This window comes from Achromobacter sp. D10 (assembly GCF_035282245.1).
In the GTDB taxonomy this organism is placed as follows: Bacteria; Pseudomonadota; Gammaproteobacteria; order Burkholderiales; family Burkholderiaceae_B; genus Achromobacter; species Achromobacter insolitus.
Window position 1 is genome coordinate 322,133 of the sequence record NZ_JAYJLE010000002.1, and the last position, 13,340, is coordinate 335,472.

At 66.3% G+C, this 13,340-nt stretch carries 11 protein-coding genes; 2 read left to right on the forward strand and 9 right to left on the reverse strand.

The annotated features are described in order from the left end of the window. Positions 1 to 47 precede the first annotated feature (47 nt). From kdpE to kdpF, 6 genes are read right to left on the reverse strand one after another with little or no spacing between them, the layout of a single operon-like run. A complete protein-coding gene (gene kdpE / locus VCS63_RS08315) occupies positions 48 to 740 on the reverse strand; it encodes a two-component system response regulator KdpE (protein ID WP_042796607.1) in 693 nt (230 codons plus the stop codon). 12 nt (positions 741 to 752) lie between these two features. Further along, on the reverse strand, positions 753 to 3,539 hold the full coding sequence (locus VCS63_RS08320) for a sensor histidine kinase (protein ID WP_063960043.1): 2,787 nt from the start codon (positions 3,537 to 3,539) through the stop codon (positions 753 to 755). 51 nt (positions 3,540 to 3,590) lie between these two features. Then, positions 3,591 to 4,199 carry a potassium-transporting ATPase subunit KdpC gene (gene kdpC, locus VCS63_RS08325; protein ID WP_042796608.1) on the reverse strand — a complete coding sequence of 203 codons (609 nt, stop codon included), beginning with the start codon at positions 4,197 to 4,199 and terminating at the stop codon, positions 3,591 to 3,593. Positions 4,200 to 4,223: 24 nt separating this feature from the next. Then, positions 4,224 to 6,383 carry a potassium-transporting ATPase subunit KdpB gene (kdpB, locus tag VCS63_RS08330; protein WP_323879278.1) on the reverse strand — a complete coding sequence of 720 codons (2,160 nt, stop codon included), beginning with the start codon at positions 6,381 to 6,383 and terminating at the stop codon, positions 4,224 to 4,226. Positions 6,384 to 6,391: 8 nt separating this feature from the next. Continuing rightward, complete coding sequence (kdpA, locus tag VCS63_RS08335) at positions 6,392 to 8,194, reverse strand: potassium-transporting ATPase subunit KdpA (RefSeq protein WP_042796609.1); 1,803 nt, start codon at positions 8,192 to 8,194, stop codon at positions 6,392 to 6,394. Beyond that, complete coding sequence (gene kdpF, locus VCS63_RS08340) at positions 8,194 to 8,283, reverse strand: K(+)-transporting ATPase subunit F (RefSeq protein WP_323879280.1); 90 nt, start codon at positions 8,281 to 8,283, stop codon at positions 8,194 to 8,196. The genes kdpA and kdpF overlap by 1 nt, the downstream gene beginning before the upstream one ends. A 728-nt stretch (positions 8,284 to 9,011) precedes the next feature. Here kdpF and VCS63_RS08345 point away from each other — a divergent pair. Then, positions 9,012 to 9,290 carry a sodium/substrate symporter small subunit gene (locus VCS63_RS08345; protein WP_323879283.1) on the forward strand — a complete coding sequence of 93 codons (279 nt, stop codon included), beginning with the start codon at positions 9,012 to 9,014 and terminating at the stop codon, positions 9,288 to 9,290. After that, on the forward strand, positions 9,290 to 11,380 hold the full coding sequence (locus VCS63_RS08350) for a sodium:solute symporter family protein (RefSeq protein ID WP_076816032.1): 2,091 nt from the start codon (positions 9,290 to 9,292) through the stop codon (positions 11,378 to 11,380). Before VCS63_RS08345 ends, VCS63_RS08350 begins: the two co-directional genes overlap by 1 nt. Before the next feature lie 13 nt (positions 11,381 to 11,393). On the opposite strand, the gene VCS63_RS08355 is transcribed toward VCS63_RS08350, so the two are convergent. The 3 genes from VCS63_RS08355 to trxB are packed head-to-tail and all read right to left on the reverse strand — an operon-like array spanning position 11,394 to position 13,334. Continuing rightward, a complete protein-coding gene (locus tag VCS63_RS08355) occupies positions 11,394 to 11,723 on the reverse strand; it encodes a DMT family transporter (protein ID WP_008158844.1) in 330 nt (109 codons plus the stop codon). Continuing rightward, positions 11,720 to 12,388 carry a Smr/MutS family protein gene (locus tag VCS63_RS08360; RefSeq protein ID WP_253637703.1) on the reverse strand — a complete coding sequence of 223 codons (669 nt, stop codon included), beginning with the start codon at positions 12,386 to 12,388 and terminating at the stop codon, positions 11,720 to 11,722. The genes VCS63_RS08355 and VCS63_RS08360 overlap by 4 nt, the downstream gene beginning before the upstream one ends. Next, on the reverse strand, positions 12,375 to 13,334 hold the full coding sequence (gene trxB, locus VCS63_RS08365; protein ID WP_042796614.1) for a thioredoxin-disulfide reductase: 960 nt from the start codon (positions 13,332 to 13,334) through the stop codon (positions 12,375 to 12,377). The genes VCS63_RS08360 and trxB overlap by 14 nt, the downstream gene beginning before the upstream one ends. Positions 13,335 to 13,340 lie beyond the last annotated feature (6 nt).

Sequence of the window (13,340 nt, forward strand, 5' to 3'; positions counted from 1 at the left end):
CGGGCTGCGTGTAAAGGCGGCATCAATACGCGCCGCCGGCGCCTGGCTCAGCCCGCGAAGCGATAGCCCACGCCAATCTCGGTCAACAGGTAGACGGGCTGGGCCGGGTCCGCTTCCAGCTTCTGGCGTAGATGGCCCATGTAGATGCGCAGATAGTGGTTGCTTTCCACGTGCGACGGCCCCCACACTTCGCGCAGCAGTTCGCGGTGCGTCATGACCTTGCCGCGATGCGCAAGCAGCGCCGCCAGCAACCGGTATTCCATGGCGGTCAGGTGCACGTGCTGGCCGTCGCGTTCGACCACGCGACGGGCGAAATCCACGCGCACGCCGCCAAAGGCGATCTCGGACGCATTGCCGGCGCCGCCCCTGGCGTGCCGCCGCAGCAGCACGCGCAGGCGCGCCAGCAATTCGCTGACGCCAAAGGGCTTGGTCAGGTAGTCGTCGGCCCCCGCGTCCAGCGCATCGACCTTGTCGGCCTCGGCGCTGCGGGCGGAAAGCACCAGCACCGGCACTTCGGTCCAGCCGCGCAGTTCGCGGATCAGGGTCATGCCGTCTTCATCGGGCAGGCCCAGGTCCAACACCACCGCGTCGGGCTGGCGCGTGCCGGCTTCGATCAATCCGCGCTTGACGGTTTCGGCCTCGTGGACGACGCAGCCCTCGCTTTCCAGGGCCTGGCGCACGAAGCGCCGGATGTTGGCGTCGTCTTCAATGATCAGGACGGCAGGCTGGTAATCGAACATGCGGTGGGAGGCTCAAGGGGTTTCGGATTGGATCGGAGGCGGCGTGCCCAGGGGCAGTGTGAAGACAAACTGCGCGCCGGAGTCCTGGCCGGGGGCATGCTCGACCCAGATTTTCCCATGATGGGCCGCAATGATGGCTTCGCAGACCGCCAGGCCCAGGCCGACACCCGGCGTGGCCGACTCGCGGTCGCCGCGCGTGAATTTCTCGAAGATACGGCGCTCCGCGCCCGGCGGCACGCCGGGACCGTTGTCGCTGACGGAGACGCGCAGTTCACCGTCCTGGACGGCGGCATGCAGCCGCAGCGCGCTGCCCGCAGGCGTGTACTTGGCCGCGTTTTCCAGCAGGTTGCACAGCACGCGCTCGATCAGCACGCCGTCGCATTCCACGAGCGGCAGATGCGACAGGCGGTCCACGGTGACGCGGTGCGCGGCCAATGGTTCGCGCATGGCGGCAAGCGAGGCGCCGACCAGCTCTTCGATGGACTGCCATTCCAGGCGCAGCGGCGTGTCGCGGTTTTGCAGCCGCGCCATGTCCAGCAGGTTGGCGACCAGCGCGTGCATGCGCTGGGCCTGGTCGCGCATGGCGCGGATGGTCTCGTGGATGTCGGGCGGCAACGCCGCCTGCTGGCGCATAAGGGTGTCCGTCATGCCGACCAGGCTGGTCAGCGGGGTGCGCAGGTCATGCGACACGGCCGCCAGCAGCGAATTGCGCAGCCTCTCGGATTCCATGCTGACCAGCGCCTGCTGCGCGACTTCCACATAGTGCAGGCGTTCCAGCGCAATGGCGATGAGCGTGGCATAGGCCTCGATCTGGCGGCGCGAGTCCGGATTCAGGAACAGGCTGCGACGCGGGGCCGCCAGCGCCAGCACGCCGCGCGTGCGCATGGGCGCCTTCAGCGGCAGGTACAGCAATTCGCTATTGGACAGGGTGGCGGTGCCAGCGCCTGCGGGCTGCCCGTGGTCATAGACCCATTGGGCCAGGGCGGATTCCAGCGGCGGCATGTCCTCCGCGGCGGGCGACGCCAGCTTCAGCCTGTCGTCCATGCCCAGGATGTACAGGGCGCAACGCGAGCCGAAGGTGGCATGCACGAAGGCGCCGGCAAGGGTGACGATCTGCTCCGGCAGCAGCGCCGACGACAATTCGCGCGCGAATTCGTAGAGGCTGCGCGCATCGGCTTCGCGTTTGACCGAAGTCTGCGCCTGCAAGCGCAGGCCGGCCGTCAACTGGCCGATGAGCAGGCCCACCGACAGCAGCACGCCGAAAGTCAGCAGATACTGCACGTCCGAAACGGCGAAGGATGCCAGCGGCTGCACGAAGAAGAAATCGAACAGGCCGACGCTGACTACCGAGGCCAGCGCCGCCGGTCCACGGCCGTGGCGCAGCGCCACCGCCACTACTGCCAGGAGGAACAGCATGACGATGTTGGTCTGGTGCAGGGCAGGGAAGGCAAGCATGGACAGCGCGGTGGCCGCCGCGCAGTAGCACAGCGCCCAGGCGTAGCCCGCCAGCGGCCGGGGGTTGCTTTCATCGGCGGCCTGGCGTGCTTGCCTGCCCAGCGTGAGCGGATCGCGTCCGGGCGGGGAGGCGGCTGGCAGCGGGGGCGCTCCCAGGCGGATGATGTCGATCTCTGGGCAGCCCGCAGCCAGCATGTCGGCAAAGCTGTGGCGGCGCCATAGCCATCCCGGGGAGAGGGCCGCGGTCAACACGGCGGACAGTGACAGGCGCAGGCGTTGCAGGCCGCTGGCGCGGGTCCGTCCGATGATGGCCTTGGTGATGTTGTGGCGGCGCACGTAGCGCACGACTGCATCGACCATGTCGCCGCCGGCGAGGACCTCGCTGCGCGCGCCCAGCGCGTCCGCCAGGGCCAGGCTGCGCTGCATCCGTTCCTGCTCCGCCTGAGGCGGCGGGGCAGCGCGCGGGGTGTCGATGGTGACCACGTGCAGATCGCATTCCAGCTGCTGGCTCAGGCGATGAGCGCTGCGGATGATGTAGTCGGCGTCCATGTCCGGGCCGATGCAGGCAACCACGGCTTCGCGCGTGCGCCATACGGGCTCGATGGCCCGGTCGCGGCGGTACGCCTGGACGTCCTCGTCCACGTGATCGGCGGTGCGGCGCAGCGCCAGCTCGCGCAGCGCGATCAGGTTGCCTTTGCGGAAGAAATTGCGGGTGGCGTGGCGCGCCTGCTCGGGCAGATAGACCTTGCCTTCCTTCAGGCGGCGCAACAGCTCGTCGGCCGACAGGTCCACCAGGATGACTTCATCGGCGGCGTCGAAGACCTCGTCGGGTACGGTTTCCCAGACGCGCACGCCGGTAATGCTGCCCACTGCTTCGTTCAGGCTGTCCAGGTGCTGCACGTTCAGCGTGGTCCAGACGTCGATGCCGGCCGTCAGGAGTTCATGGATGTCCTGCCAGCGCTTGGCATGGCGCGAACCGGGCGCGTTCGAGTGGGCCAGTTCGTCCACCAGCACCAGGTCCGGATGCCGGGCCAGCGCGCCATCAAGGTCGAATTCCTTGAGGGCATGGCCCCGGTACGCGACGTCCTTGAGCGGCAGGACGGGCAGGCCCTCCAGCAGCGCGGCGGTTTCGCGCCGCCCGTGGGTTTCGACGATGCCTGCCAGCACGTCGGCGCCCTGGGTGGCCTGCGCGCGCGCGGCGACCAGCATGGCGTAGGTCTTGCCCACGCCGGCGGACGATCCGAAGTAGACGCGCAGCTTGCCGCGCACCGCCTGGCGCGCGGCATCGTCCAGGGTCTTCAAGAGCGCGTCGGGATCGGGACGCTCGCCAGCGATATCAGCCATGAACGCGCAATAGGTATGAGGAGACGGCTGGCAATACTATACGCCGCGGCATCAGCGCGCCGGACGCAATTGGTCCAGCGCCAGGTTCAGCGTCAGCACGTTGACCGCAGGGTCTCCCAGTACGCCCAACCAGGGTCTTTCGGTATGGGCCTGGATCAGGGCGTCGACGTCCGTGCGCGACAGGTTGCGGGCGCGCGCGACGCGTGCGGCCTGATAGGCCGCCGCGGCCGGACTGATGTGCGGATCCAGGCCACTGCCCGACGCGGTAACCAGGTCCACCGGCACCGGGACCGGGTTATCGGGATCGGCTGCCTTCAAGGCGGCGATGCGCGACTGGATGGCGTCAGCCAGCGCGGGATTGCGCGGCCCCAGGTTCGAACCGCTGGAGCCGGCGCCGTTGTACGGCATGGGTGCAGTGGCGGAGGGGCGACCCCAGAAGTAGCCCGGCGAGCTGAACGCCTGGCCTATCAGCTCCGAACCTACGATGCGGTTGTCTTGCTTGATCAGCGAGCCGGCCGCTTCGTGGGGGAAGACGGCGGCCGCGATGCCCGTGGTCAGAAAGGGATAGGCCAGTCCGGTCACCAGCGACAGCGCCGCGAAGACGACCAGCGCGGGGCGCAGAATGCCGCCTTGGCGCGGCAGGGATGTGGAATTTCTCATGTGAATCTCCTAGCAGTTCGGGGCCTAGGCCCAACCCAGGGCGGCCAGCACCATATCGACCAGCTTGATGCCGGCGAAGGGGACCAGCAGCCCGCCCAGGCCATAGATGAGCAGATTGCGGCGCAAGAGGACGGTCGCGCCGAGCGGCCGGTAGCGCACGCCTTTGAGCGCCAACGGGATCAGCACCACGATGATCAGCGCGTTGAAGATCACGGCCGACAGGATGGCCGAGGCAGGCGTGGCCAGGCCCATGATGTTCAGGACGTTGAGCTGCGGATAGACGGTGGCGAACGCGGCCGGAATGATCGCGAAATACTTGGCCACGTCGTTGGCCACGCTGAAGGTCGTGAGCGCGCCCCGCGTCATCAGCATCTGCTTGCCGATTTCGACGATCTCGATCAGTTTGGTGGGATTGGAATCGAGGTCCACCATGTTGCCCGCCTCCTTGGCGGCCTGGGTGCCTGAATTCATCGCCACCGCTACGTCGGCCTGCGCCAGGGCGGGCGCATCGTTGGTGCCGTCGCCGGTCATCGCCACCAGCCGGCCTTCGGCCTGATAGGCGCGGATCAGCTTGAGCTTGGCCTCGGGCGTGGCTTCAGCCAGGAAATCGTCCACGCCCGCTTCGGCGGCGATGGACGCGGCAGTGAGCTTGTTGTCGCCCGTGATCATCACGGTCTTGATGCCCATGCGGCGCAGTTCCGCGAAGCGCGACTGGATATCCGGCTTGACGATGTCCTTCAGTTCGACCACGCCGAGCGCGCGGTTGCCGTCGCTGACCATCAGCGGCGTGCTGCCGCGGCGCGCCACGTCTTCGGCCAGGCGCAGGGCCTGTTCCGGCACGGCTGAGTCCTGCGCGCAAAGCCAGGCCTGCACGGCGTCGACGGCGCCCTTGCGGATCATGCGGCCATTCAGGTTCACGCCGCTCATGCGGGACTGCGCGGTGAAAGGCACGAACTCGGCGTTTGCCGTGGTCGGGGCGGGCGCGTGGATGGATCTGTCGGCCAGCGCGACGATGCTGCGGCCTTCCGGCGTTTCGTCGGCCAGCGATGCCAGGCGCGCGGCCTCGGCCAACTCCCGCGCGGAGACGCCTGGCGCGGGCAGGAAGGTCGAGGCCTGGCGGTTGCCGAAGGTGATGGTGCCGGTCTTGTCCAGCAGCAACACGTCCACGTCGCCGGCCGCCTCGACCGCGCGGCCGGACGTCGCGATGACGTTGGCGCCCATCATGCGGCTCATGCCGGCCACGCCGATGGCCGACAGCAGGCCGCCGATGGTGGTGGGAATCAGGCAGACCAGCAGCGCGACCAGCACCGTGACGGTGACTGTTGCGCCGCCGCCCGCGGCGCTGACCGCGTAGATCGAGAAGGGCATCAGGGTGACGACCACCAGCAGGAACACCACCGTCAGGCCCACCAGCAGAATGGTGAGCGCCAGTTCGTTCGGCGTCTTCTGGCGCTTGGCGCCTTCGACCATGGCGATCATGCGATCCAGGAAACTCTCGCCGGGATCGGCGGCGATGCGCACGAAGATCCAGTCCGACAGCACGCGCGTGCCGCCGGTCACCGAGGAAAAGTCGCCGCCGGATTCCCGGATCACGGGAGCGGACTCGCCCGTGATGGCGCTTTCATCCACCGACGCGACGCCGGCGATGACCTGGCCGTCGCCCGGGATGGTCTCGCCCGCTTCGACCAGCACTACGTCGCCACGCCGCAGCAGGCCCGATGGCTGGTTGACGGCCTTGCCGCGCCAGGCGCCGGGCTGTGCCGTGCTGGCGTCCGCATCGCGAAAGCCCTTGAGCAGGCGCGCGTCGATGGTGGTGCGCAGGCCCCGCAGGGTGGCGGCCTGCTGCTTGCCGCGGCCTTCGGCCAGGGCTTCGGCGAAGTTTGCGAACAGCACGGTAAACCAGAGCCACACCGCGATCGCCAGGATGAATCCGGCGGGCGCTTCGGCCTGGTCGCGCAAGGCCATGATCCATAGCGCCGTGGTCAGGATACTGCCCACGTACACCACGAACATCACGGGGTTCTTCAACTGGGCGGCGGGCGAGAGCTTGCGCAGGCTGTCCAGCACCGCTGGGCCGATCAGGGCGCGCGACCACATGCCGAATTGGCGTTCATGCACGCCGTGCGATGCGGCGCGGGCGGCGCCGCCTCCGGCGCCGGTAGTAGAGGTTTCAATCTTGGCCATTTTCATTCCTAGCCTTTAATTTGCAGGTGTTCCGCCACGGGGCCCAAGGCCAGCGCGGGCACGTACGTCAAAGCACCCACCAGCAGCACCGCGCCGATCAGCAGCACTACGAACAGCGGGCCCGTCGTAGGCATGCTGCCGGGGCCGGCGGGGAGCCGACGCTTGGCGGCCAGCGAGCCGGCCATCGCCAGGATGGCGACGATGATCGCGAAGCGGCCGAACCACATCGCGATGCCCAGCAGCACGTTGTAGAAGGGGGTGTTGGCGGACAAGCCGGCAAAGGCGCTGCCGTTGTTGTTGGCGGCGGACGTCAGGGCGTAGAGGATTTCGGAAAAGCCGTGGATGCCGGGGTTCAGCACGCCAGCCTGGCCAGCCGCTACCGAAACCGCCAGCGCAGTGCCGGCCAGCACCAGCAGCGGGGTCGCCAGGATGACGATGGAGACCATCTTCATGTCGTAGGCTTCGATTTTCTTGCCCAGGTACTCCGGGGTGCGGCCTATCATCAAGCCGGCGATGAAGACGCCCAGGATGGCGAAGGCCAGCATGCCGTACAGGCCCGAGCCCACGCCGCCGAAGACCACCTCGCCCAACTGCATCAGCAGCATCGGCGTGAGTCCGCCCATGGCGTTCAGTGAATCGTGCATGCCGTTGACGGCGCCGCAGGACGCCGCCGTGGTGACGGTGGCAAACAATGAAGTGGCGGCGATGCCGAAGCGGGTCTCCTTGCCTTCCATGTTGCCGCCGGGCGAGAAGACGCTGAGCGAGCTGTCGGCGCCGGCCTGCGCCGCCATCGGATTGGGCTGCTGCTCGAAATAGCCGGCGGACAGAGCGAATGCCGCGAACAGCACGGTCATGGCCGCGAGGATCGCGATGCCTTGGCGCCGGTTGCCCACCATCTCGCCGAACGAGAAGCACAGCGCGGCGGGAATCGCCAGGATGGCCAGCATTTCCAGGAAGTTCGCCAGGGGTGTGGGGTTTTCGAATGGATGCGCGGAGTTGGCATTGAAGAAGCCGCCGCCATTGGTGCCCAGCAGCTTGATCGATTCCTGCGAGGCGACCGGGCCCATGGCCAGCGTCTGAGTCTTGCTGACGGCGGGATCCGTCACGGCTTGTCCCTTGGCGTCCAGCACGGGCTGGCCCAGGGCGTCCACGCGCGGTTGGTCATAGTGCACGGCCTCGACCGTCTGGACTTCCTGGTAGGGGCTGAAGTTCTGGATCACGCCCTGGCTCACCAGCGCCAGCGCGAGCACGAGCGACAGCGGCAGCAGGACGTAAAGCGTGCTGCGCACCATGTCGGTCCAGAAGTTGCCGACCGTGGCCGAACAGTGGCGCGACAGGCCGCGGATCAGCGCGAACAGCACGGCGATGCCGGTGGCTGCCGAGACGAAATTCTGTACCGTCAACGCCAGCATCTGCGTCAGATAGCTCATCGTCGACTCGCCGCCGTAGCCTTGCCAATTGGTATTGGCCACGAAGCTGATGGCGGTATTCAGGGCGGAGTCCGGAGACACCGGGCCCATGCCCGCAGGATTCAGCGGCAGCACACCCTGCAGGCGCTGCAAGGCGTAGACCGCCGCGATACCGATGATATTGAAGGCCAGCACTGCCACGGCGTAGCGCTTCCATCCCATCTCCGCCTGCGGGTCTATCCCCGCCAGCCGATAGATGCCGCGTTCTATCGGGCGGCCCCAGGCGGTCATCCGGGATTGTCCGTTTTCCATGGCGATGCGGATGTAGCGGCCCAGCAGCGGCGCGATCGCAAGCAGGACTGCCAGGTATGCGACCAGCAATCCGATGAATTCGGCGGTCATCAGAATTTCTCCGGTTTGAACAGCGCGACCAGCAGGTACACGAACAGCACGGCGGCCGTCAGGCCGCTCAACCCATAGAGCCAGTTCATGACTGCTCTCCCGAAGACAAGGCTTCGCAGAACCGGAGCAGAGCGAAAGTCAGCCCGGCCATGACGGCGAAGACGGCGATATAGATGGCATCCACGTTTTTCCTCCCCGGGAGCGGCGCTCCCTTCGAACGACGGGCCTGCGCGGCGAGGGATGCGCGCCGGGCAGGCGAAGTGACCAATCAGGACACCGGCAGGTTACGGAGCAGGGGATAAAAACGGGGTATACGTTGGGGAGGGGGGTATAAATGAAACGTAAACGCGCGGTGGGGCCCGGCGCTGCCCGAATACGGGCATGGAGTGTCCACCGCTGTGCCTCACACTGAAAGGCTTGCCGGAAACGGCGTCGGGAGCGGGGCGTCGGGAGCATCTTGGGCCGCAAGGCTCCCCAAAAATCCCAATATTTAGAACTTGATAGGCAAAATGCACCACATTGGTGCGGGAAATATGTAAATGAATGCTCCTTCTTAGGGCATTCCCCTAGTGTGACAATCCCGCATCTGGTGCAGAATCTCTTCCCATGCAGGTGAGGAGACAAAGCCCTGCATGGGCAAATACCGGCGGCACCGGTACATAAAAAAAGTAAAGCAGTACCCAAAAAAAGCAAAACGCACAACGGCTGGCACCAGGTAGTGCCAGCCGTTGTCGCATAAAAAGCCGGCATTTCAAGCGCAAAGGCTTTTCAAGCGCCGCGTTTCGCAATAATCAGGTAGGGTCCGCTCGTCCTAGTTATGCCGGAATCGCGTTTTTCATCCTCGAAACCCGACACGACTCCCTATTGGCGCCGCAATCTGTGGCTGATCCTGGTGTTGCTTGTCGTCTGGGCCGCGCTGACCTTCATCCCCGCTTTTTTTGCCCGCAGCCTGAGCGTCGACTTCATCGGTTGGCCGTTCGCCTTCTGGATGGCCGCTTACGGCGCGCCGCTGGCCTATCTGGTCATCATCGGCATTTACGCCCGGGTCATGAACCGCGCCGATGAGCGCTCCGAGGACGCGGGGGGGCCCCGCTGATGCCGTTTTTCAGCGGAGACACACCCCAGCAATTCAGAGTCCGGCTGCGGCGCATCTACGTGCTGTATACGGCAGGCTTCGCGCTAATGATCCTGCTGATGGCGCTGGCCGAAATCCTGGGCATGCCCCGCAACTGGATCGGCTACGTGTTCCTGCTGGTCACGGTCAGCCTGTACGCCGGCATCGGCATCGTCTGCCGGACCTCGGACCAGGTGGAGTACTACGTCGCGGGCCGCCGGGTGCCGGCGATCTACAACGGCATGGCCACGGCCGCCGACTGGATGTCGGTGGCGTCCTTCATTGGCGTGGCCGGCACGCTCTACCTGACGGGTTACGGCGGGCTGGCCTACATCATGGGCTGGACCGGCGGCTATGTGCTGGTGGCGATGCTGCTGGCGCCCTATCTGCGCCGTTTTGGCCAGTACACCATTCCCGATTTCATGGGCGCCCGTTACGGCGGCAACATGCCGCGCCTGGCGGGCGTGGCCTGCGCCATCCTCTGTTCCTTCACCTATCTGGTGGCGCAGATCTACGGCGTGGGCATCATCACCACGCGCATGACCGGCATTTCTTTCGAGCTCGGTATCTTCGTGGCCTTGGGCGGAATGCTGGTCTGTTCGTTCCTGGGCGGCATGCGCGCGGTGACGTGGACCCAGGTGGGGCAGTACATCATCCTGGTCATCGCCTATCTGGTGCCGGTGGTGTGGCTGTCGATCAAGCACACGAACATGCCCGTGCCGCAGTTGTCGGCCGGCGTGGTGTTGCAGCAGGTCACCGAAAAAGAGGTCTACCTGCAGAACGACCCATCCGAAATCGAGGTGCGGCGGCTATGGCAGGAGCGCGCCGACGAGATGGGCCGCCGCATGGCGGCCTTGCCCGAATCGTGGGCGCTGGAAAAGGACAAGCTGCGCAGCCGGCTGGCGCAACTGAACGCCACCGACGCACCCATGGTCGAAATCCGCTCGGCCGAGCGCGAGCTGGCCAGCTATCCCGGCAGCGTGGAAGAGGCGCGGATCGCATGGGCGCAATCGAAGGCCGCTTTCGAGGCGCGGGCGGCGCCGGCCACGCCGCATGCGGAGCCTTTCCCTTCCAAGGACCCGGTCGAACAGAGCAACATGCGTGTCAACTTCCTGGCGCTGGTGCTCTGCCTGATGCTGGGTACTGCGGGCATGCCGCATATCCTGATGCGCTCATACACCACGCCCTCGGTCATCGAGGCGCGCAAATCGGTGTGTTGGTCGCTGCTGTTCATCCTGCTGCTGTACTTCATGGCGCCGGCGCTGGCGCTGCTGGTGAAGTACGAGGTCTATACCCAGGTGGTCGGGTCCAGCTTCCTCAGCCTGCCGAATTGGGTGCACGCCTGGAGCGCCGTGGACAGCAACCTGCTGGACGTGACCGATGTCAATCGCGACGGCATCGTGCAATTGAGCGAGATCAGCATGGGCGCCGACGTAGTGGTGCTGGCCATGCCGGAAATCGGCGGCTTGCCCTACGTGATTTCGGCCCTGGTGGCAGCGGGCGGGCTGGCTGCGGCGCTGTCCACCGCCGATGGCTTGCTGCTGACCTTGTCCAATTCCCTCTCGCATGACATGTGGTACCGGATGGTTTCGCCGCGCATGTCGGCGGCGCGCCGCGTGATGGTGTCCAAGATCCTATTGCTGCTGGTGGCCTTCGGCGCCGCGTGGGTGGCGGCGCGCAAGCCGGCGGACATTCTGTTCATGGTGTCGGCCGCGTTTTCGTTCGCGGCCTCGTCCTTTTTCCCGGCGCTGGTCATGGGCGTTTTCTGGCGCCGCGCCAACAAGTGGGGCGCTACGCTGGGCATGGCGGCGGGGCTGGCGGTGACGTTCGCCTACATGACGCATACGCACCCGTGGCTGCGCGAGTGGGTGTTGGGCATTTCGCGCACGCAGCCTGTGGACCTGTGGTGGGGCATCCAGCCGATCGCGGCGGGCGTGTTCGGCGCGCCAGTGGCCTTCCTGACGATAATCGTGGTGTCCTTGCTGACTCCGCCGCCCGACCGCGCCACCTTGGCGCTGGTGGACTACCTGCGTCATCCGGGCGCGACCAAGCCGCAGGGCGAACGCGCCTGAGCGCCGCGGCGGCTCAGTGCGAAACGGACTTCGAGAAGACGTTCATCACCACCACGCCGGCGATGATGAGCCCGATGCCGATCAGCGCCGGGGTATCCAGGTGCTGCTTGAACAGCACCGCGCCCACGATGGAAATCAGCACGATGCCCACGCCAGACCAGATGGCGTAGGCGATGCCCACCGGGATCTCGCGCAGCGTCAGCGACAGGAAGTAGAAGGAGATCAGATAGCCGAACACCGTGACGATGGACGGCATCAGCCGGGTAAAGCCTTCGGATCCCTTGAGCGCGCTGGTTGCGAAGATCTCGGCGATGATGGCCACGCCCAGGTAAAGCCACTTCATTTGCGGGTTCCTTCCGATTGCCGTAACAGCACCAGCAGGGCGCCGGCGCCGCCTTCGCGTTCCGGAGCCTCGGAGAACGCGAGGACGTCGCTCTTTTGCACCAGCCAGGTGCGGGCCTTGTCCTTCAGCACCGGTTCAAGCCCCTGCGAGCCGTAGCCCTTGCCATGCACGATGCGCACGCAGCGGATCCCGTGTTCCAGGCATTCGTCCAGGAACGACAGCAGGGCGTGGCGGGCCTGTTCCACGCGCAGGCCGTGCAAATCGAGCTCGGCGCCGGCCCGCCATTGGCCGCGGCGCAGATTACGGGCGGTGTCCGGCGCGGCGTCGCTGCGCACGAAGGCCGTGCCGCCTTCGGACAGCAGATGCGTAATTTCGCCGCCATCGGAGACGCCGGCATCGGCGCGCGAGGGCGTCTCACCCAGTGCATTGGCGCGGCGCAAGGCAGGCGCGGGTTGCGCCATGGGCTTGTGTTCCACCCGCGCGGACTGCTTGAGCGGCGTGACCGACTGCATCGTGCGCTTGAACGCCGCCATTTCGTCCAGGGGAGCGGACTCGGGCTTTTTCAGCGCCGCCGTCCGTTGGGCGAGGGCGGCGCGTTCGCGCTCGGCCTGCAGGTCTTTCTTCAGGCGTTTCAGGTCGGCCAGGCCGACCTTATTGCCCCGCATTCTCGAGCCACCGTTGCGCGTCCAGCGCGGCCATGCAGCCCGTGCCCGCGCTGGTGATGGCTTGGCGGTAGACGTGGTCCTGCACGTCGCCGGCGGCGAACACGCCCGGAACCGAGGTCATCGTGGCCATGCCGGACAGGCCGCTCTTGGTGACGATGTAGCCGTCCTTCATTTCCAGCTGGCCCTGGAAGATTTCGGTGTTGGGCTGGTGGCCGATGGCGATGAACGCGCCGGTGGCCGCCATGTCTTCGGTGACGCCGGTGTCCACGTGGCGCACGCGCACGCCGGTCACACCGCTGTCGTCGCCCAGCACTTCCTCAAGCGTATGGAACAGCTTGAGTTCCATATTGCCGTTCTCGACCTTGCTCATGAGCTTGTCGACCAGGATGGGCTCGGCGCGGAACTTGTCGCGGCGATGGATCAGGGTGACCTTGCGGCAGATGTTCGACAGGTAGAGCGCTTCTTCCACGGCGGTATTGCCGCCGCCGACCACGACCACGTCCTGGTTGCGGTAGAAGAATCCGTCGCAGGTGGCGCAGCCGGACACGCCGCGGCCCATGAAGGCCTCTTCCGACGGCAGGCCGAGGTACTTGGCCGAGGCGCCGGTGGCGATGATGAGGGCGTCGCAGGTGTAGACCTTGCCGGTGTCGCCCGTGAGGGTGAACGGGCGCTTGGACACATCAACCTTGGCGATGTGGTCGAAGATCATTTCGGTGTTGAAACGTTCGGCGTGCTTCTGGAAGCGCTGCATCAGGTCCGGGCCCTGCACGCCCTCCGCGTCCGCCGGCCAGTTGTCGACGTCCGTGGTGGTCATGAGCTGGCCGCCTTGGGCCAGACCTGTAACAAGAACAGGGCTCAGATTGGCGCGTGCCGCATAGACGGCCGCCGTGTAACCGGCAGGGCCGGAACCGAGTATCAAAACTTTAGCGTGCTTGGGCGTGGACATGGGCGG

What these genes read in the sequence shown, in the direction of transcription:
- kdpE (WP_042796607.1), bottom strand. Translation starts at nt 740, where the DNA reads ATGTTCGATTACCAGCCTGCCGTCCTGATCATTGAAGACGACGCCAAC.
- VCS63_RS08320 (WP_063960043.1), bottom strand. Translation starts at nt 3,539, where the DNA reads ATGGCTGATATCGCTGGCGAGCGTCCCGATCCCGACGCGCTCTTGAAG.
- kdpC (WP_042796608.1), bottom strand. Translation starts at nt 4,199, where the DNA reads ATGAGAAATTCCACATCCCTGCCGCGCCAAGGCGGCATTCTGCGCCCC.
- kdpB (WP_323879278.1), bottom strand. Translation starts at nt 6,383, where the DNA reads ATGGCCAAGATTGAAACCTCTACTACCGGCGCCGGAGGCGGCGCCGCC.
- kdpA (WP_042796609.1), bottom strand. Translation starts at nt 8,194, where the DNA reads ATGACCGCCGAATTCATCGGATTGCTGGTCGCATACCTGGCAGTCCTG.
- kdpF (WP_323879280.1), bottom strand. Translation starts at nt 8,283, where the DNA reads ATGAACTGGCTCTATGGGTTGAGCGGCCTGACGGCCGCCGTGCTGTTC.
- VCS63_RS08345 (WP_323879283.1), top strand. Translation starts at nt 9,012, where the DNA reads ATGCCGGAATCGCGTTTTTCATCCTCGAAACCCGACACGACTCCCTAT.
- VCS63_RS08350 (WP_076816032.1), top strand. Translation starts at nt 9,290, where the DNA reads ATGCCGTTTTTCAGCGGAGACACACCCCAGCAATTCAGAGTCCGGCTG.
- VCS63_RS08355 (WP_008158844.1), bottom strand. Translation starts at nt 11,723, where the DNA reads ATGAAGTGGCTTTACCTGGGCGTGGCCATCATCGCCGAGATCTTCGCA.
- VCS63_RS08360 (WP_253637703.1), bottom strand. Translation starts at nt 12,388, where the DNA reads ATGCGGGGCAATAAGGTCGGCCTGGCCGACCTGAAACGCCTGAAGAAA.
- trxB (WP_042796614.1), bottom strand. Translation starts at nt 13,334, where the DNA reads ATGTCCACGCCCAAGCACGCTAAAGTTTTGATACTCGGTTCCGGCCCT.